Source organism: Methylocystis sp. (assembly GCF_051061225.1).
Taxonomy (GTDB): Bacteria; Pseudomonadota; Alphaproteobacteria; order Rhizobiales; family Beijerinckiaceae; genus Methylocystis.
In genome coordinates this window covers 23,043-48,153 of the sequence record NZ_JBPFEB010000122.1, presented here as the reverse complement: position 1 = coordinate 48,153, position 25,111 = coordinate 23,043, and the positions used below count along the sequence as shown (strand labels likewise).

The 25,111-nt window shown below is 66.5% G+C and carries 26 protein-coding genes; 20 read left to right on the top strand and 6 right to left on the bottom strand.

Going from position 1 to position 25,111, the window contains the following annotated elements; translation table 11 throughout:
• Window positions 1-52 precede the first annotated feature (52 nt).
• From ACR652_RS20490 to ACR652_RS20440, 11 genes are all read left to right on the top strand, one after another.
• The gene (locus ACR652_RS20490) at window positions 53-781 is read left to right on the top strand and encodes a hypothetical protein (RefSeq protein ID WP_434508322.1); all 729 of its coding nucleotides are present in this window, start codon (window positions 53-55) and stop codon (window positions 779-781) included.
• Between the two features lie 10 nt (window positions 782-791).
• Window positions 792-1,439: a TetR/AcrR family transcriptional regulator gene (locus ACR652_RS20485; protein WP_434508321.1), complete on the top strand. Its 648-nt coding sequence runs from the start codon at window positions 792-794 to the stop codon at window positions 1,437-1,439.
• A 50-nt stretch (window positions 1,440-1,489) separates the two neighbouring features.
• The gene (pyrC, locus tag ACR652_RS20480) at window positions 1,490-2,794 is read left to right on the top strand and encodes a dihydroorotase (protein WP_434508320.1); all 1,305 of its coding nucleotides are present in this window, start codon (window positions 1,490-1,492) and stop codon (window positions 2,792-2,794) included.
• Entirely contained in the window at window positions 2,794-3,300 is a 507-nt protein-coding gene (gene coaD / locus ACR652_RS20475; protein WP_434508319.1) for a pantetheine-phosphate adenylyltransferase, read from the top strand. Before pyrC ends, coaD begins: the two co-directional genes overlap by 1 nt.
• A gap of 9 nt (window positions 3,301-3,309) precedes the next feature.
• Entirely contained in the window at window positions 3,310-3,864 is a 555-nt protein-coding gene (locus ACR652_RS20470) for a peptidylprolyl isomerase (RefSeq protein WP_434508318.1), read from the top strand.
• Between the two features lie 78 nt (window positions 3,865-3,942).
• Entirely contained in the window at window positions 3,943-4,401 is a 459-nt protein-coding gene (locus ACR652_RS20465; protein ID WP_434508317.1) for a peptidylprolyl isomerase, read from the top strand.
• Window positions 4,402-4,615: 214 nt separating this feature from the next.
• Window positions 4,616-5,695, top strand: coding sequence for a tRNA preQ1(34) S-adenosylmethionine ribosyltransferase-isomerase QueA (queA, locus tag ACR652_RS20460; RefSeq protein WP_434508316.1), 1,080 nt, complete (start codon window positions 4,616-4,618; stop codon window positions 5,693-5,695).
• Window positions 5,692-6,018, top strand: coding sequence for a hypothetical protein (locus tag ACR652_RS20455; RefSeq protein WP_434508315.1), 327 nt, complete (start codon window positions 5,692-5,694; stop codon window positions 6,016-6,018). The genes queA and ACR652_RS20455 overlap by 4 nt, the downstream gene beginning before the upstream one ends.
• Complete coding sequence (gene tgt / locus ACR652_RS20450) at window positions 6,015-7,151, top strand: tRNA guanosine(34) transglycosylase Tgt (protein ID WP_434508314.1); 1,137 nt, start codon at window positions 6,015-6,017, stop codon at window positions 7,149-7,151. The genes ACR652_RS20455 and tgt overlap by 4 nt, the downstream gene beginning before the upstream one ends.
• Before the next feature lie 49 nt (window positions 7,152-7,200).
• Window positions 7,201-7,746 (top strand): HigA family addiction module antitoxin, encoded by a 546-nt coding sequence (locus ACR652_RS20445; RefSeq protein ID WP_434508313.1) that lies wholly within the window; start codon window positions 7,201-7,203, stop codon window positions 7,744-7,746.
• Window positions 7,736-8,935 (top strand): DNA methyltransferase, encoded by a 1,200-nt coding sequence (locus ACR652_RS20440; protein WP_434508383.1) that lies wholly within the window; start codon window positions 7,736-7,738, stop codon window positions 8,933-8,935. The genes ACR652_RS20445 and ACR652_RS20440 overlap by 11 nt, the downstream gene beginning before the upstream one ends.
• A 15-nt stretch (window positions 8,936-8,950) precedes the next feature.
• Here ACR652_RS20440 and recG read toward each other — a convergent pair whose 3' ends face one another.
• The gene (gene recG, locus ACR652_RS20435) at window positions 8,951-11,053 is read right to left on the bottom strand and encodes an ATP-dependent DNA helicase RecG (RefSeq protein WP_434508312.1); all 2,103 of its coding nucleotides are present in this window, start codon (window positions 11,051-11,053) and stop codon (window positions 8,951-8,953) included.
• A 105-nt stretch (window positions 11,054-11,158) separates the two neighbouring features.
• Here recG and ACR652_RS20430 point away from each other — a divergent pair, with 105 nt between their 5' ends.
• Both ACR652_RS20430 and ACR652_RS20425 read left to right on the top strand, forming a co-directional pair.
• A complete protein-coding gene (locus ACR652_RS20430) occupies window positions 11,159-11,410 on the top strand; it encodes an AbrB/MazE/SpoVT family DNA-binding domain-containing protein (protein ID WP_434508311.1) in 252 nt (83 codons plus the stop codon).
• Window positions 11,407-11,826, top strand: coding sequence for a type II toxin-antitoxin system death-on-curing family toxin (locus tag ACR652_RS20425; RefSeq protein ID WP_434508310.1), 420 nt, complete (start codon window positions 11,407-11,409; stop codon window positions 11,824-11,826). The genes ACR652_RS20430 and ACR652_RS20425 overlap by 4 nt, the downstream gene beginning before the upstream one ends.
• 26 nt (window positions 11,827-11,852) lie before the next feature.
• Here the strand turns inward: ACR652_RS20425 and ACR652_RS20420 are convergent, their stop codons facing one another.
• On the bottom strand, window positions 11,853-12,239 hold the full coding sequence (locus tag ACR652_RS20420) for a lysozyme inhibitor LprI family protein (protein WP_434508309.1): 387 nt from the start codon (window positions 12,237-12,239) through the stop codon (window positions 11,853-11,855).
• Window positions 12,240-12,276: 37 nt separating this feature from the next.
• Window positions 12,277-12,921 (bottom strand): M15 family metallopeptidase, encoded by a 645-nt coding sequence (locus ACR652_RS20415; RefSeq protein ID WP_434508308.1) that lies wholly within the window; start codon window positions 12,919-12,921, stop codon window positions 12,277-12,279.
• Window positions 12,922-13,000: 79 nt separating this feature from the next.
• On the opposite strand from ACR652_RS20415, the gene ACR652_RS20410 reads away from it, so the two are divergent.
• Complete coding sequence (locus tag ACR652_RS20410; RefSeq protein ID WP_434508307.1) at window positions 13,001-13,294, top strand: peptide-binding protein; 294 nt, start codon at window positions 13,001-13,003, stop codon at window positions 13,292-13,294.
• 90 nt (window positions 13,295-13,384) lie between these two features.
• Here ACR652_RS20410 and ACR652_RS20405 read toward each other — a convergent pair whose 3' ends face one another.
• Together ACR652_RS20405 and ACR652_RS20400 are read right to left on the bottom strand one after the other, a co-directional pair.
• Window positions 13,385-14,071: an orotate phosphoribosyltransferase gene (locus ACR652_RS20405; protein ID WP_434508306.1), complete on the bottom strand. Its 687-nt coding sequence runs from the start codon at window positions 14,069-14,071 to the stop codon at window positions 13,385-13,387.
• A 44-nt stretch (window positions 14,072-14,115) separates the two neighbouring features.
• On the bottom strand, window positions 14,116-14,817 hold the full coding sequence (locus ACR652_RS20400; RefSeq protein WP_434508305.1) for a glutathione S-transferase N-terminal domain-containing protein: 702 nt from the start codon (window positions 14,815-14,817) through the stop codon (window positions 14,116-14,118).
• Between the two features lie 481 nt (window positions 14,818-15,298).
• On the opposite strand from ACR652_RS20400, the gene ACR652_RS20395 reads away from it, so the two are divergent.
• The gene (locus ACR652_RS20395) at window positions 15,299-15,490 is read left to right on the top strand and encodes a hypothetical protein (protein ID WP_434508304.1); all 192 of its coding nucleotides are present in this window, start codon (window positions 15,299-15,301) and stop codon (window positions 15,488-15,490) included.
• 669 nt (window positions 15,491-16,159) lie between these two features.
• On the opposite strand, the gene ACR652_RS20390 is transcribed toward ACR652_RS20395, so the two are convergent.
• Window positions 16,160-17,698 (bottom strand): alpha/beta hydrolase, encoded by a 1,539-nt coding sequence (locus ACR652_RS20390; RefSeq protein ID WP_434508303.1) that lies wholly within the window; start codon window positions 17,696-17,698, stop codon window positions 16,160-16,162.
• A 193-nt stretch (window positions 17,699-17,891) separates the two neighbouring features.
• Between ACR652_RS20390 and ACR652_RS20385 the strand changes: the two genes are divergently transcribed.
• The 5 genes from ACR652_RS20385 (at window position 17,892) to ACR652_RS20365 (ending at window position 25,108) form a co-directional block, all read left to right on the top strand.
• Window positions 17,892-18,971, top strand: coding sequence for an AI-2E family transporter (locus ACR652_RS20385; RefSeq protein WP_434508302.1), 1,080 nt, complete (start codon window positions 17,892-17,894; stop codon window positions 18,969-18,971).
• Window positions 18,972-19,023: 52 nt separating this feature from the next.
• Window positions 19,024-19,512 carry a DUF2165 family protein gene (locus tag ACR652_RS20380; protein ID WP_434508301.1) on the top strand — a complete coding sequence of 163 codons (489 nt, stop codon included), beginning with the start codon at window positions 19,024-19,026 and terminating at the stop codon, window positions 19,510-19,512.
• Window positions 19,513-19,563: 51 nt separating this feature from the next.
• A complete protein-coding gene (locus ACR652_RS20375) occupies window positions 19,564-20,439 on the top strand; it encodes a patatin-like phospholipase family protein (protein WP_434508300.1) in 876 nt (291 codons plus the stop codon).
• An 84-nt stretch (window positions 20,440-20,523) separates the two neighbouring features.
• Window positions 20,524-20,901: a hypothetical protein gene (locus ACR652_RS20370; RefSeq protein WP_434508299.1), complete on the top strand. Its 378-nt coding sequence runs from the start codon at window positions 20,524-20,526 to the stop codon at window positions 20,899-20,901.
• Window positions 20,902-21,139: 238 nt separating this feature from the next.
• The gene (locus tag ACR652_RS20365; RefSeq protein ID WP_434508298.1) at window positions 21,140-25,108 is read left to right on the top strand and encodes a hypothetical protein; all 3,969 of its coding nucleotides are present in this window, start codon (window positions 21,140-21,142) and stop codon (window positions 25,106-25,108) included.
• Window positions 25,109-25,111: the final 3 nt, after the last annotated feature.

The following is a 25,111-nucleotide window of genomic DNA, read 5'->3' as shown; positions in this document are numbered from 1 at the left end:
TCAAACGTCCGTATGAATTTCAGTCGCTCGTTTGAATTTCGAGGTTCGGCCAATGCTCAAGAAATTGGATGAATGCGACTCAACCGCCCGCCAGGCGCCCGCCGCGATCGACGCCCGGACCGTCTGGCCCTTTGGCATGCCCGCGCCCCGCCGGGTGAAAACGCGCCCGATCCTGATCGACGCCGCCGCCTGCTTCATCGCGACGTCGCTTGGCTCCCTCTCGCCGCAGGCGCTGAGCCTCCTCGATCTGACTCCCACCAGGACGATCTCCGATCGGGTCGACGCCGGGAGCGGCAAATTCACGGATCGCGTCCTGATTGGCGGCTTGCAGCCGTTGAGCTGGGACGACCCGGCCACGTCGCGCGCGCCGGCGTTGATGCGCGCGCCGGCGCCGGACTTCGCCGACGAGACGCCGGCCGCTCCTGCCGCCAGAGCGGTCGTGGTCAAGACTGCCGGGGAGCCTGCCGTAACCGCGACCCCCGCGCGGTCTGTGAGGGAAGCGGTCGTGAAGCGGCCCGACAAGAGCCCCGAGACAAAGACCCCCGAGATCAAGGCGGCGGAAGCGGTTCCCGCGCCCCCGCCAGCGCCGGAGGTTCGCCCGGCCGCCGAGCCCGCTCCGGCGCCAGAGGCGAAGGCGCAGGCGGGTGAGTCGGGCCTGCTCTCGGCGTTCTCGCCCGCCAGCCTCTCGACAAGGCTTGCGCCCGTCGGGCAGAAGGTCGCCAATGGGGCGAAATCCCTCGGCGGCGTCGTGGCCGGAGGTCTGAGCTGGATTGGCTACTGAAGGAACGCGATTGGAGACGCAGGACAAGACGCGCGGCTGCTCGCGCGCCTCGGAAGCCACGAGAGCGGCGCTGATCAAGGCGGCGCTCTCGGTCTTTTCGGAACATGGCTACGACGGCGCGTCGGTGCGGTTGATCACCCAGCGCGCCGGCGCCAATCAGGCGGCGATCACCTATCACTTCGCGGGCAAGGAGGGGCTCTATCGCGCGGTGCTCGAGGTCGCCGCCGACGCGCTGGAGCGGGAAAGCTTTCTCGACGCCGAGGCGCTCGACCGGCTGGCGCCCGAAGACGCTTTGCGCCTTTACCTGCGCCAGTTTCTGTCGCCGCTCGTCAAGCGCGACCGCGTCGCCCAATATCTGCGGCTGTACGCCTGGGAGAGCGTGCGCCCCAGCGCCGTTTTCAAGAGTTTTTTCGAGGCTCGCCCGCCGCGCATCTTTCGCCTGGCGGAACATGTGGTCCGCCGCTTCGCGCCCGATGACGCGGCCCCGGAGGACATCGCCTTGCGCACGCTCTGGCTCGCCCAGCAGCCGATCTTCTTCGTGCGGGAGACGGAGCTCGTGGCCATGGCGCCCTTCCGCCTGACTTTGAGCGGGGAGGGGTTCGAGCGGCTTGTCGAGCGGCTCGCGCAATTGAGCCTGAGCGGCCTCAAGGGGGCATGAGACGGGGCGCGGGCGTTCCCAAGGCCGGCAAAATGGCCTAATCAGGCGCCATGTCCGCCGCCGAACGACCCGCTCCCGTCCTCTTCGTCAACGCCCGCCTGATCGACCCCGCCACGGGGGCCGATACGCGGGGCGGGCTCCTTGTCGCTGACGGTCGCATCGCCGATCTCGGGCCGGGGCTGACTCGGGAGGCCGCGCCCGAAGGCGCCCGGATCATTGATTGCGCCGGCGACGTGCTCGCGCCCGGCCTGATCGACATGCAGGCCTTCGTCGGCGAGCCCGGCGCCGAGCATCGCGAGACCATCGCCAGCGCCACGCTGTCGGCGGCGGTGGGCGGCGTCACCACGCTGGTGGCCACATCGTCCACCGATCCGGCCGTGGACGATCCGGCCGTGGTCGATTTCGTTCTGCGCCGCGCCCGGGACACCGGCCGGGTGCGGGTGCTCCCGATGGCCGCGCTGACCAAGGGGCGCGAGGGCAAGGAGATGGCCGAGCTGGGCCTTCTCCAGCAGGCCGGCGCCGTGGCCTTTTTCGACGGCGCGCGCTCGGTCAGAAACGCGCTCGTCATGCGCCGGGCCATGACCTACGCCCGCGACTTCGATGGGCTGGTCGTGCATTTCACCCAGGACCCCGATCTCGCCACTGGCGTGATGAACGAGGGCGAGCTGGCTCTGCGTCTGGGTCTCGCCGGCGTGCCGCGCGAGGCCGAGGCCATCATGCTCGACCGCGATCTGCGCCTCGTCGCGCTGACCGGGGCGCGCTACCACGCGGCCATCGTCACCACGACGCTGTCGCTCGACTCGCTGCGCGCGGCCAAGGCGGCGGGACTGCCCGTGACCTGCGGCGTGACGATCAACCATCTGACGCTCAATGAAAACGACATTGGCGATTACCGCACCTTCCTCAAGCTTCGCCCGCCGCTGCGCCACGAGGAAGAGCGTCAGCGGCTCGTCGCCGCGCTCGCCGAAGGGCTGATCGACGTCATCGTCTCCGACCACGATCCGCAGGATGTGGAGACCAAGCGCGTGCCCTTCGCCGAGGCCGAATTCGGCGCCATCGGCGTCGAGACCATGCTCGCCGCCGGGATGCGGCTGGTTCACGCGGGGGACATCCCGCTGCCGCGCCTCCTCGCCGCCCTCTCGTCCCGGCCAGCCGAAATTCTCGGGCTGGAGCAGGGGCGACTGCAAAAGGGCGCGCCGGCCGATCTCATCCGTTTCGATCCCGACGAGCCCTTCGTCGTCGGCCCCGAGGCGCTGCACTCGCGCTGCCGCAACACGCCCTTCGACGGCGCGCTTTTGCAGGGGGTGGTGAAGATCACCATGGTCGGCGGCAAGATCGTGCACGAGGTCGGCTGATGCGGCGCACGGCTCTTTATTCGGGGACCTTCGACCCGTTGACCAACGGCCATCTGGACGTGATCCGCCAGGGCGTCGCGCTCTTCGACCGGGTGGCGGTGGCGATCGGCGTGCATCCCGGCAAGGCGCCCTGGCTCAGCTTCGAGGAGCGGGCCGAGACGATCCGGGACGCCTGCGCGGCCGGGGGCTTCGGCGGCGCGGTGACAGTGACGAGTTTCGACGGGCTCGTGGTCGACGCCGCCCGTGCGGCCGGGGCGGGGGCGATCCTGCGCGGATTGCGCGACGGCTCGGATTTCGACTATGAAATGCAGATGGCGGGGATGAACGGGACGCTCGCGCCCGACATTCGCACGGTTTTCCTGCCTGCTTCGCCGGGCCTCCGCCACATCAGCGGAACGCTCGTGCGCCAGATTGCGGCGCTCGGCGGCGACGTGTCGGCTTTCGCGCCGGCCGCCTCCGTCGAGGCCCTCAAACGCGCCATTTCAAGGCGCGACATCAAGCCGTAGGGAGGCTCTATGACATTCACCCGCCGTATGCTGCTCGCCGCCGTGGCGTTTTCCGCCGCGCTCGGAACCGCGTCGCTCGCCCGCGCGGAAGACAAGCTGCTCTATATCGACACCAAGGACGGCCGCATCACCATCAAGCTGCGTCCGGACCTCGCGCCCAAGCATGTCGAGCGCATCGAGCGCCTTGCGAAAGAGCACTTCTACGACAACATCGCCTTCCATCGCGTCATCGAGGGCTTCATGGCGCAGGGCGGCGACCCGGACGGCACCGGCATGGGCAGCTCGCGCTACCCCGACCTCAAGGCGGAATTCAGCAGCGAGCCCTTCAAGCGCGGCACGGTCGCGATGGCGCGCCAGCCGGGCGACAAGGATTCGGCCAATTCGCAGTTCTTCATCTGCTTCGCCGAGACGCCGCAGCTCAACGGCAAATATACGATCTGGGGCGAGGTCGTCTCCGGCATGGACGTCGTCGACAAGATCAAGAAGGGCGACAAGGCGAACAATGGCGCCGTCGAGACCCCCGACCGCATGCTGAAGGTGCGCGTCGCGGGCGACGAGAGCTGATCAAAGCGCTGAACATCCAGCGTCATGGCCGGGCGCGTCCCGGCCATTTCCGTCTGGCGTAACTGACAAGGAGCCGTAATGACTGAAGCCGCCGACACCATGACGCTCGAGACCACCAAGGGTCCGGTCGTCATCAAGTTCCGTCCCGATCTCGCGCCCAAGCATGTCGCGCGCATCAAGCAGCTCGTCTCCGAGGGCTTCTACGACGGCATCGTCTTCCATCGCGTGATCGAGGGCTTCATGGCGCAGACCGGCTGCCCGCGCGGCACCGGCACGGGCGGTTCGAGCTATCCGAATCTCGCGCAGGAGTTCAACGACGCGCCGCATGTGCGCGGAACCTGCTCCATGGCCCGCGCCTCGCATCCCGACACGGCCAATTCGCAGTTCTTCATCTGCTTCGACGACGCGCACTTCCTCGACCGCCAGTATACGGTCTGGGGCGAAGTGATCTCCGGCATGGAGAACGTCGACAAGATCAAGCGCGGCGAGCCGGTGAAGGATCCCGACAAGATCATCAAGGCGACGCTGAACGCCTGAATCTGTTCCCTCTCCCCGCGCGCGGGGAGAGGGTCAGGGTGAGGGGCAGGCCGCGACAGCGTCTCTAGCTCCGTACCCCCTCCCTGTCCCTCCCCCGCTTCGCGGGAGAGGGGACGCTCAAGATTCACATTCTCGATGAAGGCCACGATCTGCTCCCTCTCCCGCGAAGCGGGGGAGGGGTGGGGAGGGGGCGAGCGAAAGCAACGACCTCACCATGCGCGTCGACCTCTTCGATTTCGATCTCCCGCAAGACCGCATCGCGCTGCGCCCGGCCGAGCCGCGCGACAGCGGGCGTCTGCTCGTCGTGGCGCCGGCCGGCAGCTTTGAGGATCGTCTCGTGCGCGATCTGCCGAGCTTCCTGCGCCAGGGCGACGTTCTGGTCGTCAACGACACACGCGTGATTCACGCGCGTCTTTCCGGCAAGCGGATTCGCGGCGAATTGAGCGCGGGCGTGGAGGCGACGCTGATCGAACGCCTCGACGCGTCGCGCTGGCGCGCGCTGATGCGGCCCGCGAAGAAGCTGCAAGAGGGCGACCTCATCCGCTTCGGGCGGGAGACGGACGGCGCCTGTCTCCTCGGCGGTCTCGACGCGCATGTCGACGCCAGGGGAGACGAAGGCGAGATCACGCTGCGCTTCGATCTTTCCGGCCCCGCGCTCGACGAGGCGATCGAGGCCGCCGGGGACATGCCGCTGCCGCCCTATATCGCCGGCAAACGCGCCGCCGACGCCCGCGACGAAGCCGATTACCAGACCGTTTTCGCGCGCGAGGCCGGGGCCGTGGCGGCGCCGACGGCCGGCCTCCATTTCACGCCGCAGCTTCTCGCCGCGCTTGAGGCGCAGGGCGTGGCGCTGCATCGCGTGACGTTGCATGTCGGCGCGGGGACCTTTCTGCCGGTGAAGGCGGAGGACACAGACGCGCACAGGATGCACGAGGAATTCGCCCGGATCGACGCGGCGACGGCCGAGGCGCTCAACAATGCGCGCGCGAAGGGCGGCCGCATCGTCGCGGTTGGAACCACCGCGCTGCGCACGCTCGAAAGCGCCGCGACGCCCGAAGGGCGCATCCTGCCTTACGTGGCGCGTACGAGCATCTTCATCACGCCGGGATACAGGTTCCGCGCGACGGACATGCTCATCACCAATTTCCATCTGCCGCGTTCGACGCTGTTCATGCTGGTCTCGGCCTTCTGCGGGCTCGACCGTATGAAAGCCGCCTATGCGCACGCCATCGCGCGGGGCTATCGCTTCTATTCCTACGGCGACGCGAGCCTGCTGTATCGCGCCGAGCCATGACCGCCATCCGCCTCATCGCCCAGTGGCGCGACGATCCCACCGAGGCGCTGATGAGCGCCGACGTGCGGGTGGAGGATCGACGCTTTGCGGCGCCCTGGGACGTGTTCGGCGCCTTCGATCTCGACGGCGCGAATCCGCGCCCCTTCATCCTGCGCCGCGACGGGCGCATCGACTTCGGGGACAGCGTCGATCGCTGGCGCACGGATTTACGCGACGCGGAAATCAAGGTCGGAACGCTTTTCACCGTGTGGTTCAACGCGACGGATAGCGGAGCCTATAAAATCGTGAAACTCGCCGTACTCGGCGCCAAGGAACGCAAATGAGCCAGGATTTCTCCTTCACCCTTCAGGCGACGGACGGGAGGGCGCGCAGGGGCGAGATCTTTACGCCGCGCGGAACGATCCGCACGCCCGCCTTCATGCCGGTGGGCACGGCGGCGACCGTGAAAGCCATGTTTCCGCAGGACGTCCGCGCGACGGGCGCCGACATTCTTCTCGGCAATGTCTATCATCTGATGCTGCGTCCCGGCGCGGAGCGCATCGCGCGGCTCGGCGGCCTGCACAGCTTCATGCGCTGGCCTTTTCCGATCCTTACCGATTCCGGCGGCTTTCAGGTGATGTCGCTCGCCAAGCTCCGCAAGCTCGACGAGAGCGGCGTGACCTTCCAGTCGCACATCGACGGCTCGAAGCATCACCTCTCGCCCGAGCGCTCGATGGAGATTCAGCATCTCCTCGGCTCGGATATTCAGATGCAGTTCGACGAATGCGTGCGGCTGCCGTGCTCGGATGAAGAGGCGGAGCGCGCCATGCGTCTGTCGCTGCGCTGGGCGGAGCGATCGCGCAAGGCGTTTCGAGATGAGCCGGGCAGGGCGATCTTCGGCATCGTGCAGGGCGGCGCCTCGAAGCCGCTGCGCCTCGAAAGCGCGAAGGCGCTGGCGGGCATGGAGTTCCACGGCCTCGCCGTTGGCGGTCTCGCGGTGGGCGAGCCGCAGGAGGTGATGCTCGACATGCTGGAGACGACGCTTCCGCATCTGCCGGCGGGCAAGCCGCGCTATCTGATGGGCGTCGGCACGCCGGACGACATCGTGCAGGCGGTGGCGCGCGGCGTCGACATGTTCGACTGCGTCATGCCGACACGGGCCGGCCGTCACGGCCTCGCTTATACGCGCTTCGGAAAAGTAAACATCAAAAACGCCAGATACGCGGAGGACTTGTCGCCGCTCGACCCCGAGTCGACCTGCCCGGCCGCGCGCGATTATTCGCGCGCCTATCTGCACCATCTCGTAAAAGCCGGGGAAATTCTCGGAATGATGCTGCTGACACAGGCGAATGTGGCGTATTATCAGGCGCTGATGGCGGGCCTGCGCGAGTCGATCTCGCAAGGGCGTCTTGCGGATTTCATCGCGGAGACCCGCGCGCAGTGGGAGGCTGGAGAGGCTTCGAGCCGTCCTCAGTAGCGTCGTACGGAACAGATCATCCGTTCCGGGGCGTTTGTTGGAGCCTGGGATGGGCCGGTATTACGAGGCGCTGACGCGTCTGTTGATGAGAGGAGCCTTTCCTGCGCCCGCCGCCGGCGAGCCCGCACGCGCCCCGCCGCCGGAGCCGCCCAAGTTGGCGGCGGCGCCGCTGACTCCGCCGCCGCTGCGGCAGCCGCGCGCGGCCCATGCGCCGCCCCCGCGGCCCGCCGCCGCTGTCCCCGCCCGGGCGCATTCCGACCGCCGCGCCGCGCAGCCCCGCAAATTCCGTCCCGCCACACTGGAGCGAGTCATGGCGCCCCATCCCGGCCAGGTTCTGGCCCAGCATCTCGCCGATCTCGGCCTCACCGCGTCCGATCTCGCGCGGGATATCGACGTGCCGGTCAACCGCGTCACCGCCATCATCAACGGTCAAAGGGGCGTGACGGCGGACACGGCCTTACGTCTCGGCCACTGGTTTGGCGTCGACGCCGAGGACTGGCTCGGCCTGCAACTCGAATATGAGCTGGCGCTCGCCCGTCACGAGGCCGGCGTCACGATCAGGAAGCTGCCCCGTCTTGCCGACCGTGTTGCGTAAGCCCGCGCCAACGGCGGCCGATGATTTTCTGTCGCAGCTTCGCAGCTTCGACGGCTTCGGCGCGCCGACGCGCGTGGCGGAAGAAGGCGGTCTGACGTATTACGTCAATGAATATTGGACGGCGGGGCAGCGTTCGGCGCATTCGCTGCACGAGATCAGCTACCGCGCCTGCTTCAAGCCGCAATTGCCGGCCTTTTTCATCGAGCGGCTGACGCAGCCGGGCGACGCCGTCTTCGACCCCTTCATGGGACGCGGCACGACGCCCTTGCAGGCGGCGCTGATGGGGCGCCGCGTGCTCGGCTCGGACGCCAATCCGCTGTCGCTCATGCTGGTCCGGCCGAGGCTGAACCCGCCCGCGCTCGACGCCATCGCCGCGCGGCTCGCCGAGGCGCCGCTTGCGTCGGGAGAGATCGCGCGCGAGGATTTGCTTGCTTTCTATCACCCCGACACGCTGCGCCAGATCTGCGCCTTGCGCGCATGGTTGATCGCGCGCGACGCGGAAGCCGATCCGGTCGACGACTGGATCAGAATGGTGGCGCTCAATCGGCTCACGGGCCATTCGCCGGGTTTCTTCTCGGTCTATACGATGCCGCCCAACCAGGCCGTGAGCGTGAAGGCGCAACTCAAGATCAATGCGCGGCGCAATCAGACGCCGCCGCCGCGCGACGTGGCCGCGCTGATCCTCAAGAAAACCCGCGCGCTTCTGGCGGACAGGCCGCGCCCGGCTCTTTCTCACGCCCGTCTCGCGGTCGCCGACGCGACGCGCCTGACGCAGATCGAAACTGCACGCGTCGATCTCGTCGTGACCTCGCCGCCGTTCCTCGACGTCGTGGATTATCGCGGCGACAATTGGCTGCGCAACTGGTTTGCCGGAATCGACGGCGACAGTCTGTCGATCGCGCAATTGCGCAGCGTCGACGCCTGGGCGGAAATGACCCGCGCGGTCTTCGAGGAGCTCGCGCGCGTCGTGCGGCCCGGCGGCCACGTCGCCTATGAGGTCGGGGAAGTGCGGGGCGGCGGCGTGTTGCTGGAACGGCTCGTGTGGCAGGCGATGGAGGGGCTCCCCTTCGAGCGCCTCGGCGTCATGGTCAATCAGCAGCGCTTCACGAAAACGAGCAACTGCTGGGGCGTAGCCAACAACAGCAAGGGCGTCAACAGCAATCGCATCGTGCTGGCGCGGCGGCGCTGAGCGACCCCCGTTGCGCTACCCGGCGCGCAGAAGCCGGATCGCCTCGTCCCGCTCGAAGAGATAGAGCAGCACGCGCAGGGCCTGACCGCGTTCACTTGCGAGGTCGGGGTCGCGACGCAGGATCAGCTCCGCGTCGTCGCGGGCGGTGGCGAGGAGGCGGGCATGGGCGGCGATGTCCGCAAGGCGGAAGCCCGGCAGCCCCGCCTGTCGCGTGCCGAGCAATTCGCCTTCGCCGCGCAGCCGCAAATCCTCTTCCGCGATACGGAACCCGTCTTCCGTGTCGCGTATGACCGTCAGGCGCGCCTTGGCGTTTTCGCTCAGCGGCCCCTTGTAGAGCAGCAGGCAGCTCGACTTCGCCGACCCGCGCCCGACGCGCCCGCGCAACTGGTGGAGTTGCGCGAGGCCGAAGCGCTCGGCGTGTTCGATGACCATGATCGTCGCCTCGGGCACGTCGACGCCGACTTCAACGACGGTGGTCGCGACGAGGAGGCGGGTGTCGCCACGCTGGAAGGCGTCCATGGCGGCGTCCTTCTCCGGCCCCTTCATGCGGCCGTGCAGAAGACCGACTGCGTCGCCGAAGTAATGGCGCAGATCGGCGGCGCGGGCTTCCGCCGCGGCCAGATCGAGATCCTCGTTCTCCTCGACGAGGGGGCAAATCCAATAGGCGCGCGCGCCGGAGGCGAGGGCGCGCTGCAGGCCGGCGACGACCTCGCCGATTCGCGAGGCGGGCAGGGCGCGGGTCGAGATTGGCGTGCGTCCCGGCGGCTTTTCATCCAGCGCCGAGACGTCCATGTCGCCGAAGGCCGTGAGGGCCAGCGTGCGGGGAATGGGAGTCGCCGTCATCACGAGAACGTCCACCGCGTCGCCCTTGCCGCCGAGCGCAAGGCGCTGCTGCACGCCGAATCGATGCTGTTCGTCTACAACGGCGAGGCCGAGGTCGTGGAAGGCGAGATCGCCCTGCACCAGCGCGTGCGTGCCGACGACGACGTCGACCGCGCCGGAGGCGATGGCGGCGTGCGCCGCCGCGCGCTCGCTGGCTTTCAAGCGGCCGGTGAGCAGAGCGACGCGGACGCCCGCGGGTTCGAGGAGCGGCGCAAGGCGCTCGTAATGCTGGCGGGCGAGAATTTCGGTCGGCGCCATCAGCGCGGCCTGCCGCCCGCATTCCACGACGCTGGCCATGGCGAGCGCGGCGACGACGGTCTTGCCGGATCCGACATCGCCCTGCACGAGCCGCAGCATGCGCATCTCCGAGCCGAGATCGACGCGGATATCCGCCAGCGCCCGCTGCTGCGCGCCGGTGAGGTGAAACGGCAGCGCGGCTTCGATGGCGCTGGAGATACGGCCGTCGCCCTTGTTCTCGCGGCCGGGCAGGCGGTGCATTTTCGCGCGCGTCAGGCGCAACGCCAATTGCGTCGCGAGCAGTTCGTCAAGGGCGAGCCGCTGGCGCGCGGGATGTTGCGGCGAGAGCGCCTTCGCGCTGTCCGGCCGATGCGCGGCGCGCAGCGCGTCCGCGAAGGCGGGCAGCTTGTTGGCGGCCAGGACGCTCGGCTCCTGCCATTCGGGCAGGGCGGGAACGCGCGCAAGCGCCTCTTCCGTGGCGCGTAAGACGAAGCGCGGCTGAAGCCCTTCGGTGAGGCCGTAAACGGCTTCGAAAGCGGGGAGCTTCGCGAGCCCGGCCTCGTCCAGCACGCGGTCGGGATGCACCATCTGGCGACGGCCGTCATAGAGCTCCAGCCGACCCGAAATCCACCGCGTCGCGCCGAGGGGCAGGCTGCGCTCGATCCAGTCGGCGTTGGCGAGGAAGAAGACGAGCTCCACGTCGCCGGTCTCATCCTCGACGAGTACGCGCCAGGGCTGCTTGCCATAGCGCCCCTGCGGCCGGCGATGCTCCACGACCCGCGCCTTGATGACGACCTGAGTCTCCAGCGGCGCCTCGGCGATCGTCGGACGCTGGCTGCGGTCGATGACATTCGTCGGCAGATGGAACAGCACGTCGACCACACGCGCCTGCGCGCCCGCGCGAGCGAGCAGACGATCGAAGAGCGGCGCGGTCTTGGGGCCGACGCCGGGGAGAGCGGCGGCCCTGCCGAAGAGCGGGGCGAGAATGTCAGGGCGCATGCGCGCGCAGTTTAGCGGCGCCGGAGCCTGCGCGCCATGTTGCGCTTGAAGACCCGGCGTTATAACGTGTGTATGAATTGATAACGTTCATACGGGTGTTCCAATATGAGCGGGTCCGACTCCGTTGACGCCTATGGCGTGCTGAAGGTCATTCGCATCGGCAATTCGCTCGGCGTGGTTCTGCCGCGCGAGATCGTCGCCGAGCTTGCGGTCGAGAAAGGGGACCGTCTGTTTCTGACGCGTTCGCCCGAGGGCTATCGCCTCACCCGGAGCGATCCGGAATTCGAGCGCCGCGTCGCGGCCGCGCGACGGATCGTCAGCAAGCGGCACAATGCGCTGCGCGAGCTGTCGCGGTGAGCGGCGGCTGGCGTTTTCTCGACCGTCAGATTGCGCTGGCCATCCATGAGCACGTTCTCGCGGCGCATGGCGGAACCGTGGGGATCATCAGCGAGGACGCGCTGGAGGCGGCGCTGCGGCGGCCGCTGGAGGTCGCGCGGGCGACGCCGCGCTGCGACGCGGCCCGCCTTGCGGCGGCCTCGGCCGCGGGGTTCATCCGCAGCCACCCGTTTGTCGAGGGCAAGAAGCGCGTGGCGCTCGTGGCGCTGGAACTGATTCTGACCGACAATGGGTATGAACTGGCCGCCTCGGACGAGGAGTTCTTCATTGTCATGGCGCAGTTCGCGGCCCGTGAAATCGACGAGGAGGCGCTCACCGAATGGGTGCGCGCCCATATCCCGCCGCCGCGCCCGGACGCGCGTCCCCGCCGTCGTTGAGTTTTTCGGCTGCCGCAAGGGGCCGCTTATTGTCCACCGCAGGAAACGTCGCCTTCCTCACAGTTCAATTGATGGTCGAGGCGCTTCGTCTGGTCGAGGGTCATTTGCGTCTTGCATTGCGCGATCATCATGCCGTTGATCGAGCCGCCATTCGTTCCGAATGTGTCGAAGGCGCATTGCAGATCGCGATATTTGATCCAGGCGCGCTGCGCGTCGACGAGTTTCGCCTTGCCCGCCGCCGTCACTTTCGCGGCCAGCCTTGTGTAGATGGCGTTGAGCCGTGCGTCCGCCGCGTCGAATTTCTTTCCCTCGCAGAGCGTCATGTCCAATTGGGTCGCGAGACTTCCACACTCCGGCCCGAGCGCGGGGGGCGTGGCGAGACACAAGGCGATCAAGGGAAGAATCTGTCTCATTCTACGGGTGTTCCTCAAACGGGCGTCGCTTTATTTATCAATCGATCGGCTGGTCGAGGCGCTCGGCGCGATCCGCGCCCTTGAATGTATAGTGCCACCACTCGCGCGAAAAGTTTTCGAAGCCGTGGCGGCGCATCAGCGCGACGAGCGTCTCCCGGTGACGGTGCGCGTCCTCCGTCGTTTTCGACTGCGTCCACGAGCGTTCGTCGAAGAAATCAAAGGGCGTGCCGAAATTCCATCCGATAACGCCGAGATCGACGGCAAGGCCGGTGGAATGCGTCGATTGCTCGGCGATATAGCCCTGCGGGAATAGCTGGCTTTTCTCGACCCGTGGATAATATTGCGGCTTCGTCGATTGATCGGCGTTGCGGGACCATTCCACAAAGGATGACACCGCGCGCTTGGGCCGATAGCAATCATAGACGATAAGAGAAAATCCATGCGATTTCGCGTCCGCCTCGGCGGCGGCCAGCGCTGTCGCGGCGTCGGCGCGCAGCCAGCATTGCGGCGCGCCATAGCCCGGCGCCGGATGGCCGGTGAAATTGTTGGCTCCCGCATAGCGGATGTCCTGCCGGATGTCCGGGGCGATCTCGGCAAGGCGGGCGAAGCCCGGCGGCGGCTCCGCGCGCGCCGAGGTGACGGCGAACAGAAGAAGGCAGGCGAGGCGTGCGGGTCTGTTCATTGCGTGCTCCCAATGTGCGCCGGCGCAAATCCGCTGAAGCAGAGGCGGGATTATAACCGATTGCATGACGGAGGTTTCGATGAAACAGAAAATGCTGCTGTGTTTCGGACTCGGCCTCGCCGCCCTTGGCGCGGCCGTTGTCGTCTCCGCGCCTGCCCATGCGGCTGATCGCTGCAAGGTGACGGACCCCACCGGCACGCCGCTGAATGTGCGCGACAAGAGCAAGAACATCGTGGGGACGATTGAAAACGGGCGCATCGTCATGGTCCAGCGCTACAGCGAGGACAGCGCAGGCCGGCCCTGGGCCTATGTTTCGACGCCCGGCGGGGAAGGCGTCGGCTGGGTCTATCGGGAGTTCATCAGCTGCTACTGAAGGCGCCGACATGCGCGGGCGCCGGAACGTTCCCGAAGCCCCGCCTCGCCAGACAGGAGAGGCGGGACTCTTGCGAGCAAAGGTCGCCGCTCAGGCTTTGGGCTTGTCCGCGCCGCCATGGGCCGCCGACCAGGCGATGGGATCGGCGATGAAGGATTCGATCTCGTTGAGCGCGTCTTCGGGGAAGTAGCGATGCGCGCGGGCCACCGCCAGCACGTCGCGCCAGGTGGCGAGATAATGCAGGTTGATCCCGAGTTGCGCGAGATCCTCGCGCGCGCCGGCGAAGATGTCATAGAAGAAGAACACGAAGACATGGTCGCAGCGCTGGCCGGAGTTGCGCAGCGCCTGCACGAAATCCTTCTTCGAGCCGCCGTCGGTGGCGAGATCCTCGACCAGCAGGGCGCGGCCGTTGTCATGCAGATCGCCCTCGATGCGCGCGTTGCGGCCGAAGCCTTTCGGCTTCTTGCGGACATATTGCATCGGAAGCATCAGACTGTCCGCGATCCAGGCGGCGAAGGGAATGCCCGCCGTCTCGCCGCCGGCGACTACATCGAGCGACTCATAGCCGATGTCGCGCTCGATGGCGCGGGCGGCGAAGTCCACCAGCCGGCGCCGCAGGCGCGGGTAGCTGATGATCTTGCGCATGTCGATATAGACCGGCGACGCCCAGCCCGCCGTGGTGATGAAGGGCTTCTGCGTATTGACGAGCACCGCCTGGACTTCGATCAGAGCCTTGGCGGTTTCCTGAGCGGCGAACAGCTGACGATCGTTGGACATGTAAAAGGCCGGGCTCCCTGTTGGTTGCTGGGCGCAGCCATAGCCTACTTTTCGTCCGGGCGCGCGGTCTGTCCGAAAAGGATTTCGCGCTCCAGTGCGGTGAAATCCGGTCGGCGGCGCTCCCAGGGCGCGCCGGCGGCGTAGGCCCGGGCGACCGCCGGGCGGGATTTGATCGATTCGAACCAGCGCTTGAGGCGCGGAAAATCGTCGAGGTCCTGCCCCTGATCCTCGTGAGGGACGATCCAGGGGTAGCAGGCGATGTCGGCGATGGAATAGTCCCCGGCGAGATAGGGACCCTTCGAGAGTTCGCGGTCGAGCACCCCATAGAGCCGGGCGGTCTCGTTGCGGTAGCGCTCGATGGCGTAGGGGATGCGGGCCGGGGCGTATTTGGCGAAATGGTGATTTTGCCCGGCCATGGGGCCGAGCCCCCCGACCTGCCAAAAGAGCCATTGCAGCGCCCGCATGCGGCCGCGCAGGTCCTGCGCCAGCAGGCGGCCGGTCTTCTCGGCGAGATAGAGCAGGATCGCGCCCGACTCGAAGAGCGCGACCTCGGCCCCGCCGTCTGGCGGCGCATGGTCGACGATGGCCGGCATGCGGTTGTTGGGAGAGATCGCCAGAAACTCCGGCTTGAACTGATCGCCCCGCGTGATGTCCACGGGAATGATTCGGTAGGCGAGGCCCGTCTCCTCGAGGAAGATCGTGATTTTATGGCCGTTGGGAGTGGGCCAGTAGTGAAGATCGATCATTCCGGCTCCTTCAGGCGGTCCGTCGTCCATTTTCCACGTTCAGGCCAAGCTTGTCGATCCTCGCGACGTCAATGGCGCCATTATGGGACAATTCTCCACAGCGCGGACCGCGCGGCTGGCGGCAAGGATGGAGGTCGTCGTCCGATGGCGCAGCGGCGGCGCCGATCTGCCTTATGAGCCTCATATGAGGCGGCGGCCGAGTCAGACAAACACCAATTCGAGTCAGGGCAGGGCGGAGCCGCAACCAGACGAGGAGTTGCACGGCAAAGGGACCGCCTCGCGCCAGCAACGCCCGCGTCCCCGACACCGGATCGCTCTTAGCGATGTCGGAACGGGCCGAAGCGGAATGGCAGGCGAGGTTGCGGAGGGCGGCGCCGCATGACGTCTCGCGCGCCGGATGGTCACGTTTGCGTGAACCGCTTCAATTGTTGTCTCGGCTCACGATTGGTGACACCCTGCGAGACGTTCACGGGAGGGCAGCATGCAAAGGATCGTCATTACCGCATTGTCGCTGACATTGCTGATCAGCATCTGGTTTCTGACGAACTGGAATCCCCTCGCGAAACTCGCGCTGATCATTGGCTGGCTGGTCGTTCTTGCAGCCTATCTGCTGATCAGAATTGGAAAGCCGCGGCTGAAGAAAAAGCAGGAAGCCGAGAGAGAGATTTTATAATAGGCTTTACACCTGCCAACGGCTGTCGGATCAGGTGACACCGTGCTGCTTCCATGAAGCGGCACGAAGAGACGCAGGAAATTTGCCGACACATGAAATTTCTGATTGTGCAGGCTCCCGTCCCCTCCACATTCGGGAGAGAGACGGGGGCCTGCCGATACTGAAGGAAACGCTCAGCCGACGAAACGCGCAGAAGCGCCTCGGGGCTCTCTCTTCCTTTCCTATTGTTTTTCCGGGACGTCTTGCCGCGGTTGGGGGCTTCCCGTGTGACGAACGCGCGCGACGCGGCGATGGCGCCGGGAGCCTCTCAGGGGACTGCGCGGGCGCTGCACGCGCGGCTGATGCCGGAAGCTCGTGAATTGCCGTTCCTGCGCCTCGGCGTCCGATGTCGCAACCGCCGCCGGGATGATGACCGCAGCCCCGAACAGCGCCGCCACAAACGCGCGGCGGGACAAAGTCGTTTCTCCCTCTGTCTCATTATTCATGTTCTTGTCTCCCGAAACCAACTCAAACTGCAACTAAATGCTGCGCTTAAACAGAGCGTCCGTCAAGTTTGTGGAGGATGCTCACCTGGCGTTTCGCGTCGAAAGGAAGATGACGCGATCGCTAGTGTAACACCTCATAACGCGCCACTTGCCGCGCCCGCATGCGTTCGGGAGGCAAAGGTCTTCATCTTTTTCGTCGGATAGCGGGGCGGGGCTTCTTCAACATTTCGTCACTGGCGAGCGGCGCGCGCTCTGGCTCGATTGGCGCGACTTTGGGCGGCATGCGGGCCTCGATCTTCTCGGCCAGATAGGAAAAGAACGGGTTCGACGACATGCGCGAGAGCGCATCGAGGCTCACGACGAGCGTTCCCCTTTCGCCGCGCAGATCGAGCGCGCCGAGGCTGACGCCAAAATCCTCCGATTTGTCTGGGTTCAGGCCGTAGAGCGCATCGCTGAGCGGGAAGGGAAGCGCGACATGCGAGAGCGAAAACACGCCCTTTGGATAGTCGATGCCGAGTCTCCTCGACGTTTCGGAGGTCGCCCCCGCCTCGACGACCCGCTCGATTGTTTCATCCGTCCCTTCGCCGGCGTTGGTGACGATGGCGAGGCGGTAGGCCCTGATGGCGGCCGGCAGAATGCGCGACAGCTTCGTCTCCGCCGACTCTCTGAACAACGGCCCGAATTTGGCGTTGCGGTTGAGATCGAACAACACGAGTTCGCTGCCGTTCGCGGGCAGATGATCATAGAGCCCCGAGAGCACGGCGGGGGTGCTTACCGTGAAATCCATGACAGACTGGAACGTCAGCACGGGTGGAAGCTCAGCGAGCCTGCCATTGCGCGCATATGAAGCGACAAGGGTCTGGAGTGAACGGGTCAGGAGGTCGGACTGGCGCGCGCCATTCACCGGAAAGGAGTTGTATTTGAAAGGATTGAACTCCGGCATCACGCTGAGCCAGGCGGCCTTGGCGAAGGCCGGCAGGATCGCGGGCAGACCGGCGAGCCCCGCGAAGCGGGCAAGACTTGTGACGCCGACCATCGGAGAGATCAGGACGAGCTGATCCGCCCGGGCAAGGCTTTTGTTTTCAATGGCGTCGAGGGCGTATTTCAGTGCGATCGTCCCGCCGTTCGAGAAGCCGACAAGATGGAGCGGCGCATTCGCGGGCGCGCGTCTGCGCGCCTCGCGCACGGCGAGCCGCGCGGCGGCGATCCAGTCGGGCCAATGGATTTTCGTCAGGGCGGCCGGCGTTGTGCCATGGGCCGGAAGGCGGATGGCGACGACGACAAATCCGCGGTCGCGGTAGCGCGCGGCGATGTGCCTCAAACTATAGGGAGAGTCCGTCAGCCCATGCAGCAGCACGACCGCGCCGGACGGCGGGCCTTTCTCCGGCTCAAGAACATAGGAGCGGTTCCAGTCTCGTGGAAATCCCCCTGGATAAACCGGACTCCCCTCGAAATAGCGATTGAAGGGGACTTTTTCGTCGGACGCGAGCTTCCTGGTGACGTTTTCGCGCACCGCGTCGAAGACCCGCTCTTCCGCCGCCAGATAGTCGGCCCAGTTCGCGGCGTCCATCTGCTCGGCGCTCAATTCCTGCGGCGCATAAATGTGCCAGACGTCGAGCGGCGGGCCGCGCAGCGAGTCATACATGCGGAAGCCGAGGAAGATCGTCACCGCGACGGCCGTGAGCACGAGGAGCCATTTCGCGGTCTTGCGGACAAGCGACATCCGACCTCCTCCGTCTCTCGGGCGCATCGTCGCATCGTCGCATCGGCGCCCCTTGCAACAGGCTATCCGATCAGGCTGCAAGATCAATGCGGCGCTCGCATTCTTGCATTTGACTCGTTGGCCCGTTCGTATTGAACTGGCTGACCGCGCCCGACGCGACTCGAGGCGGAAGCGACATGTTGAAAGAGCCGCCATGAGCGCCGGACGCACAGTGGAGACAACACTGGTCATCATCGCGGCGCTGCTCGTCCTGGCCGTGTGCAAGCTGGCGCAGGCCGTCCTGGAGCCGGTCGTGTTCGCGGTTTTCATCATCATGATCGCCTGGCCCACGCAGAAGGCCCTGCAAGCGAGCACGGGCAAGGCGCTGGCGCTCGTCGTGACAGTGGTTGCGACAATCGCCGTCGTTCTGGCGCTGCTCGGGGTGATTGTCTGGGGCGGCGGGCAAGTCGTGGACTGGGTCAATCAGCATCTGGAACGCATCCAGGAGACGCTTCTCGCCTCCACATCCTGGCTCGAAAAGCACGACATCTTCGTGCTGACGCTGTTGAGCGATCATTTCAATTCGGCGCAAATGGTCAGGCTGCTGCAACGCGTCGTGATACAGGCCAACACCATTCTCGCCTTCGCGCTGATCGTGCTGCTCTATGTGATCCTCGGCCTCGTCGAAGCGGAAGCTGTCGCGGGGCGTATCGGGGCGCTGCAAAATCGGGATGTGAGCCAGCGCCTGCTCACGGCGGGCGCCAGCATCAACAGGAAGTTTCGCACCTACATGCTGGTGCGGACGATCGCGAGCGCCCTGACCGGTCTGGCGGTCTGGGGCTTCGCCCGCCTCATGGGGCTGGAGATGGCGGCCGCCTGTGGCGTGCTGGCCTTTGCGCTCAATTATCTCCCATATCTCGGGTCGCTGATCGTCACCGGCTTTCTGGCGGTCTTTGCATTCGTGCAGACGGGCTCGCCGCAGTCCTCCCTGATCGTTCTGGGCGGAGTCTCGCTCATTCAGGTCGTCATCGGCAGTTATCTCGAGCCGGTCTTTTCCGGCGAGGCGCTGGCCATCTCGCCGCCCGTCGTGCTGTTCACGATTGTCTTGTGGACGTATCTCTGGGGCGCGCTGGGCGCCTTTCTCGGCGTGCCGCTCGCCATCGCCGCGATGACCCTCCTGAATGCGTTCCCTTCCACGCGCTGGATCGCCGACATCTTGTCCGGAGGCCGAACACGCGCCGAGCCTGGCCTTGATGGGGAGAGCCTGGCGTTCGAACGCGCCGATCCCCGCTAGAGCTTGATTTTTCCGGGCGTTGGCATGAGCTGACACTGTAGAGGAAAGCGTCGTGACGGCCAGAATTGTGAAGATTGCGGTGGTTTTCTCGCTCGGCGTCATCATGCTGCTGGTCGCGCTAGGCAACATCTTCGACTATGGCGCCAATTTTGACGTCGTTCAGCATGTGCTGTCCATGGATACGGTCCCCGAGACCCCGCTGAAATGGCGCGCGATCACCAGCCCATGGCTGCACCACCTGTTTTACCTCGTCATCATCGCAACGGAATCGATCACGGCCACGCTGTCGCTTTACGGCGGCGTTCAATTGTGGCGGGCGCGGGCCACTGGCGCGGGCGCCTTCAACGCCGCCAAGGCGGTCGCCGTGACGGGTCTGGCGACCGGCTTTCTCCTTTACGCGCTGGGCTTCATGGGCGTTGGGGGGGAATGGTTCCTGATGTGGCGCTCGGGTCCCCCTTACAATCTGGAGGACGCGGCTTTCCGTTTCATCGGGCTCTTGGGGCTGTCGCTCATTTTCGTCTCGCTTCCGGACGTGGATTGAGGGCGAGCGCGCTCTAGTTTGTGAGAACTGGCGAACAGGGGCGTCGCGCGCATGCAGGCGGTGAAGACGGCGTTTGTCCTGGCCGGGGGCGGGAGCCTCGGCTGTATTCAGGTCGGCATGCTGCGGGCGCTGCTCGCCGCCGGCGAGCGGCCGGATTTCATTGTCGGCTCGTCGGTGGGGGCGCTCAACGCCTGCTATTTCGCGGCCTATCCGGATTCCACGGGCGTGGAGCGGCTGGGCGACATCTGGAAGTCGCTGCGACGGCGCGACGTGTTCCCGCTGTCGCTGGCCACTGCGCTCGCCGTGCTGGGACGGCGCGATTATGTCGTCGATCCGGGTCCACTGCGCCGCATTGTCGAAGCGGCGCTGCCGTATCGCCGGCTGGAGGACGCGCCGCTTCCGGTCCATCTCGTGGCGACAGACATGCAGGGCGTCGGGGCGATCCTGTCGCGCGGACCGGCTGTCGAGGCCATCATGGCGAGCGCGGCCGTGCCGGGCGTGTTTCCGGCCGTCGAGTTCGATGGCGCCCCGCTGATGGACGGCGCCGTCGCCGCCAACACGCCTGTCCGGGCGGCGGCCAGCCTCGGGGCGGGCAAGATCGTCATCCTGCCGACCGGCTACGCCTGCGACCTCCAGGCCCCGCCCTCCGGCGCCGTCGCCCGCGCCCTGCATGCCGTCACGCTGCTGATCGCCTGGCAGCTCATTCGCGATATCGAACGGCTCTCGGGCGAGGTCGAGCTGCGCCTGGTTCCGGCGCTCTGTCCGCTGGATGTGTCGCCCTATGACTTCAGCCGGGCCGCGGCGCTGATCGGGCGGGCGGCGCGCTCGACCGAAGAGTGGATCGCCCAAGGCGGGCTGCATGCGCCGGCCCTGCCGGCCCAGCTCGCGCCGCACCATCACCGCCGCGCGCAGGGGGCTGGCCATTAGCCAAATCTTTACGTTGATGGTGACTTTGCGCGCGGGACCACGTTTATTGCGGACAGAGCCGTGATGGCCGCGGGGGATCGTTCCATGTCTGCGCGCAAATTTGTGCTGGTCTGCCTTTTATCCGCGTCAGCCGCCGTGCTTCTGACAGGCGAGGCGGCGGCGCTCCGCCACCCTCGCTACATCTATCCCAAGAACGCGCCGCATCTTGGTCCCTGGGTCGAGGAGGGGTGGCGGCGCGAAGACTGGTCCCGCGCTCCGGCCATCCGCGACTGGGCTTTCTCGGCTCCCTGGGATTACGATCCCGCGCTCGGCTATCCGTCGAGCACGGCCGAATATCCGTGGGGTTACACCACGCCCTTCGTGAGGGTGGGACGGAAATGCGTCGCAAGCGAAATCAACGTGAGTCCCGGCGGCGACTCGGTTCGCTACCAAAGGGTGAGACCGTCTTATTATTGCAACTGATCATTGAAGGACGACCGCGGACTCCTGTGGCCCGCGCGCAACGGCTTGCGGAAATGTAGCCCGTTCCGGCGCGCCCGCGCGTCTGTCTGAAAATGGGGCAACGCCTCTCCGGCATACGCAAATCTGTATTCCTCGAGTACTGCGGCGCGGCTGCTGGCCGCCCGGACCCTATTCCCCTTTGCCAGTCTATAGCTAAACAATTCGTCGCCGGACACGGCTGACGGACAGGGGAGCAGGCATGGCGGATTGGTTACATTGCAACCGGCGGACGTTGCGCGCGGGTCTGCTGGCCACGACGGCCGTCTCCACCTTCGTCATGACCTCTGGCCGGGCATGGGCGGTCTGCAGTTCGGTCGGCGCGCCGAACGATATCGCCTGCTCTGGCGCAACCCCCGGCCTTTTTGTCGACAACACCTCGCCGGGAGCCATCGGCGTCACCGTGCAGAGCGGCGCGACGATCACCAATGACGGCGTCACCCTGCGTGGCGATGCCGTGGGAGCCAACCCGCCAGTCGCCGTGACTTACACGGAGGCAGGGCCCGCGACGATCACCAATTTGGGCGCGTTCAACGGCGCCGGCATTTTCGCCGGGACCTCAGGCGACAGCAACGTTACCGTGACGACTGCGCGCGGCAGTCAGATATACGCTGTAAACAACGGCTTCGAAGTCTACGCCGCGTTTGCGGGCGGAATCGGCGGCGCCTATGTCAATTCCAACGGCTCCGTGGTCGCGGGTGGCTCGGGCGTCTTCGCCTACAACAACTTCGATGGTCCGGTCATCATCACAAACACGGGCGCGATTGGTTTCGACAGCGCGACGAACACGATCACGCCGGTGGGCGGGCATGGCGTCTCCGCGATGACTGTCGGCTATGCCGCGTCGCAGACCGACACAATCGGCGGCTATATTTCCATTCAGAACGCCGGCGCGATTTCCGCGCTCGGCAACGGCGTGATGGCCGCCGCGACGGAGGGCGGCCAGATCGCGATCGTCAACCAGCGCGCCGGCTCCATCGACGCGGCGGCGGAGGGCGTTTACGCCTTTTCGGATGTTTCGGGCGGCCCCGTCGCGGGCGTTGTGTCGGTGATCAACGACGGCTCGATCCTGGCGCAGGGCCATGGCGTCCATGTCGACTCCGACTCCGCCGCGGCGGGCGTCGCGGCTGCTTCGATTCTCGTCAACAACCGCGGCTCCATCACAGCCTTCGAAGGCGTGTTCGTGTCGTCTGGAGGGACGATCGGCGGAGACGTTGGCGTTCTCAACAGTGGCCTGATCCGCGCGACGGGGTTTGTCAAGGCGGGGGATGGCGTCGTCGCGAGAGGCGACTCCGGCGGGTCGGCGTCCGTGAGCAATCTGGCGGGCGGGACGATCCTGTCGGAGCAGAGCGTTGGCGTTTCGGTCGACGCCTTCGGCGCAAACCCAACGACAGGGAAGGGCGGGCTCAGCGCCGTCTATAACGCCGGGACAATCCTTGCCCCAAATGGCGGCGCGATCCAGGCGACCCATGGGCTCTCGGCCTCGGGCGTGACTTACGGCAACCTCATGGGACAGAGTGCCGTCCTCGACACGCTGGTCCAGGTGGATCGCGGCGGCCTGGTGGTGGGCGGCGGCGTTCTCGACGCCAATGGGATCTTCACGTCCTCTGGCTCCGTAAACGAGGGCGTCTCCGCCTCGACCGACAGCGGGGCGGACGCCCTCGTGATCAACAGGGGCCGCATCTACGGGGACTTTGGCGCCGTCGCATTAGGGCTTGGCGGCGGCAATGCGATTGTCGACAACGCCGGTTTGATTGCGGGCGACAATAATGACGGCGTCTGGGCGATGACGAGCGGCGGCGCGGGCGGCGCGGCGCTTGTCATCAACCGCGCCGGGGGCGTGATCGAGAGCAAGGGGTCTATCGGCGTCGAAGCCTGGAAAGCAGGCGCCGCGACTTCGAATTACGTGTCGAACACGGTCTTCGGTCGGCTGATCACCGACGCGCATGTGATCAATCTGGGCGCCATCGGCGCGTCGCAGCCGGCCCTGGAGGGAGGCGTCTCCGCGCGGACCGAGGGAAGCGGCGCCGCCATCGTTGAAAACGCCGGAAGCATCAGGGGCGACCTCGGAGGCATATATGCGACCTCCAACAATGGATCGTACATCAACAATTCCGGAAGCGTCGTCGGCAATCTTCTGGGAGTCCAAGGGCTCGTTTGGGGAATCGGCGTCCTGGACGTCCGTAACAGCGGCTCGATCACCTCGCTGATGGGCGAGGCGGTCAGACTTACGAACGCCACGGGGGCGGGCCGGACGCAGTTGGTCAATTCTGGGCTGCTTCAGGGCGCGGGCCTGACGCCGTCGACGGCCGTGGTCGTCATCGCCTCCGGCTCCCCGACAAGCATCGTCAACAGCGGCGTGATCCGGTCCAATGACAACGCGCCGACGGCGCTGGCGATGGCGGCGGGCTTGTCGGGAGTCGTATCGATTTCGAACAGCGGCCTGATCAACGGCCGCGTGGCGCTGACAGACCGGGACGATGTCTTCCAGAATCTGGACGGCGGCGTCTGGCGGATGTCGGGGACCAGCAATTTCTACGGCGGCGCGGATCGCCTGACGAATGCGGGGCGGATCGTTTCCGTCGGCGACCCGGTCGTCGACATGGGCGCGGGGGCGAACAGCGTCTGGAACGGCGGCGTGATACAGGTGACAAATGGCGCGGCGCCGGGGCAGGCGGTCTTTACGGCCACGGGCGGGACGCTTGCCTTCGCCAACGCCGGGCTGATTGATCTTCAGAACGACGGCGCGCATAGCGTCGCCAATACGGCGACGATCAACGGCTCATTCAACGCAATGGCTGGCAGCGCGCTCGCGGTGGACGCGCAGCTTGGACCCGCCGGCTCCATGGCGGACCGGCTCACGATCAACGGCCCGGCGACGGGCGGCGTGACGCTCGTGTCGGTGCGCAACGCGGTTGCTGGCGTCGGCGCGCTGAACACGGCCGGCATTACGGTCGCGCGGCTCAACGGCGCCAATACGGGCGGCGGCTTCGCGCTGAGCCCGGCCTCGCCGGGCTACACGCTCATCCATGGCGCGCCGGTGATCGACGCGGGCTTCTATTATTACACCCTGGAGCAGGGCGGGGGCGCCGGCTGCAACGGCGCGGCGGTCTGTTACTCGCTTTACAGCGGTCCCTCGACAAAGGCCTTCATTCTCCCGGTGTCGGTGACGACGACACAGGCGCTGTGGCAGGACACGGCGCTGATGTGGGAGGAGCGCCAGACGGAACTGCGCGACGCGCGCCCGATCGAATCGGGCTTCATGAGCCTGGCGGCTCCGCGCGCCGCGCCGGCGCCGGCGCCGACGCTTGCGTCCGCCGGCCGGTTTGGCGTCTGGCTCAGGCCGCTCGGCGCCTGGACGACGCGCGCGAGCGCGGCGACGACGGCGGTGGGGCCGCGCGTGCTCTCGCTTGATCTCGGCTATCGCCAGAACAGTTTCGGCCTCGTGGGCGGCGGCAATTGGGCCATCGGCCTTCTGGGCGGCGAGGTCAACGCCGGCGTGATGGGCGGCTATGTGGAGTCGGACGTGAACTTCCGCAGCGGGCAGTTCTTCCGTTATCAGGGCGGCACGGCCGGCGCCTCGGTGAGCTATTCGAGGCGGGGCCTGTTCGCCGAGGGCCTGTTCAAGGCCGATCTTCTGACTCTTCAGTTCGGCGTGCCGCTTGGACCCTACAGCAGCCTGTGGACCACCGCCGAGACGCTCGGCGGTCTCTGGAGCGCCGGCTATCGCCACGACTTGGGGCCGGTCTTCATCGAGCCCTCCGCGACGGTCACCTATTCCAAATCGCGCATCGGCCAGCTCAGCGAGCTGGCGGCGCTCGGCGCGGGCGCCCGCTTCGGCGACGGCGAGGATTTTCGCGGCGGCTTCGGCGGACGGATCGGCATGGCGTTGCCGAATGTTGTGGCGGGCCATCTGCTGGAGGCGTCCGTGACCGGGCGCGTGTGGGATCAGTTCAACAGCAATGGCGGACGCGTCGCCAACATCGTCGCCGCCGGCATCGAACAGAGCTTTGGGGATTATACGCTGGGCCGGGTCTATGGCGAGGCGAAGGGCAATCTGGCGATGCTCGCGGCGGGGTCAGGTCTCGGCGCCTATCTCGGCGGCGGCGCCAGATTCAACGACCAGTTCACCACCTGGACGGCCAGGGGCGGGCTGGCCTACCGGTGGTGACGA

What these genes read in the sequence shown, in the direction of transcription:
- ACR652_RS20490 (WP_434508322.1), top strand. Translation starts at nt 53, where the DNA reads ATGCTCAAGAAATTGGATGAATGCGACTCAACCGCCCGCCAGGCGCCC.
- pyrC (WP_434508320.1), top strand. Translation starts at nt 1,490, where the DNA reads ATGTCCGCCGCCGAACGACCCGCTCCCGTCCTCTTCGTCAACGCCCGC.
- coaD (WP_434508319.1), top strand. Translation starts at nt 2,794, where the DNA reads ATGCGGCGCACGGCTCTTTATTCGGGGACCTTCGACCCGTTGACCAAC.
- ACR652_RS20470 (WP_434508318.1), top strand. Translation starts at nt 3,310, where the DNA reads ATGACATTCACCCGCCGTATGCTGCTCGCCGCCGTGGCGTTTTCCGCC.
- ACR652_RS20465 (WP_434508317.1), top strand. Translation starts at nt 3,943, where the DNA reads ATGACTGAAGCCGCCGACACCATGACGCTCGAGACCACCAAGGGTCCG.
- queA (WP_434508316.1), top strand. Translation starts at nt 4,616, where the DNA reads ATGCGCGTCGACCTCTTCGATTTCGATCTCCCGCAAGACCGCATCGCG.
- ACR652_RS20455 (WP_434508315.1), top strand. Translation starts at nt 5,692, where the DNA reads ATGACCGCCATCCGCCTCATCGCCCAGTGGCGCGACGATCCCACCGAG.
- tgt (WP_434508314.1), top strand. Translation starts at nt 6,015, where the DNA reads ATGAGCCAGGATTTCTCCTTCACCCTTCAGGCGACGGACGGGAGGGCG.
- ACR652_RS20445 (WP_434508313.1), top strand. Translation starts at nt 7,201, where the DNA reads ATGGGCCGGTATTACGAGGCGCTGACGCGTCTGTTGATGAGAGGAGCC.
- recG (WP_434508312.1), bottom strand. Translation starts at nt 11,053, where the DNA reads ATGCGCCCTGACATTCTCGCCCCGCTCTTCGGCAGGGCCGCCGCTCTC.
- ACR652_RS20430 (WP_434508311.1), top strand. Translation starts at nt 11,159, where the DNA reads ATGAGCGGGTCCGACTCCGTTGACGCCTATGGCGTGCTGAAGGTCATT.
- ACR652_RS20420 (WP_434508309.1), bottom strand. Translation starts at nt 12,239, where the DNA reads ATGAGACAGATTCTTCCCTTGATCGCCTTGTGTCTCGCCACGCCCCCC.
- ACR652_RS20415 (WP_434508308.1), bottom strand. Translation starts at nt 12,921, where the DNA reads ATGAACAGACCCGCACGCCTCGCCTGCCTTCTTCTGTTCGCCGTCACC.
- ACR652_RS20410 (WP_434508307.1), top strand. Translation starts at nt 13,001, where the DNA reads ATGAAACAGAAAATGCTGCTGTGTTTCGGACTCGGCCTCGCCGCCCTT.
- ACR652_RS20405 (WP_434508306.1), bottom strand. Translation starts at nt 14,071, where the DNA reads ATGTCCAACGATCGTCAGCTGTTCGCCGCTCAGGAAACCGCCAAGGCT.
- ACR652_RS20400 (WP_434508305.1), bottom strand. Translation starts at nt 14,817, where the DNA reads ATGATCGATCTTCACTACTGGCCCACTCCCAACGGCCATAAAATCACG.
- ACR652_RS20395 (WP_434508304.1), top strand. Translation starts at nt 15,299, where the DNA reads ATGCAAAGGATCGTCATTACCGCATTGTCGCTGACATTGCTGATCAGC.
- ACR652_RS20390 (WP_434508303.1), bottom strand. Translation starts at nt 17,698, where the DNA reads ATGTCGCTTGTCCGCAAGACCGCGAAATGGCTCCTCGTGCTCACGGCC.
- ACR652_RS20385 (WP_434508302.1), top strand. Translation starts at nt 17,892, where the DNA reads ATGAGCGCCGGACGCACAGTGGAGACAACACTGGTCATCATCGCGGCG.
- ACR652_RS20375 (WP_434508300.1), top strand. Translation starts at nt 19,564, where the DNA reads ATGCAGGCGGTGAAGACGGCGTTTGTCCTGGCCGGGGGCGGGAGCCTC.
- ACR652_RS20370 (WP_434508299.1), top strand. Translation starts at nt 20,524, where the DNA reads ATGTCTGCGCGCAAATTTGTGCTGGTCTGCCTTTTATCCGCGTCAGCC.
- ACR652_RS20365 (WP_434508298.1), top strand. Translation starts at nt 21,140, where the DNA reads ATGGCGGATTGGTTACATTGCAACCGGCGGACGTTGCGCGCGGGTCTG.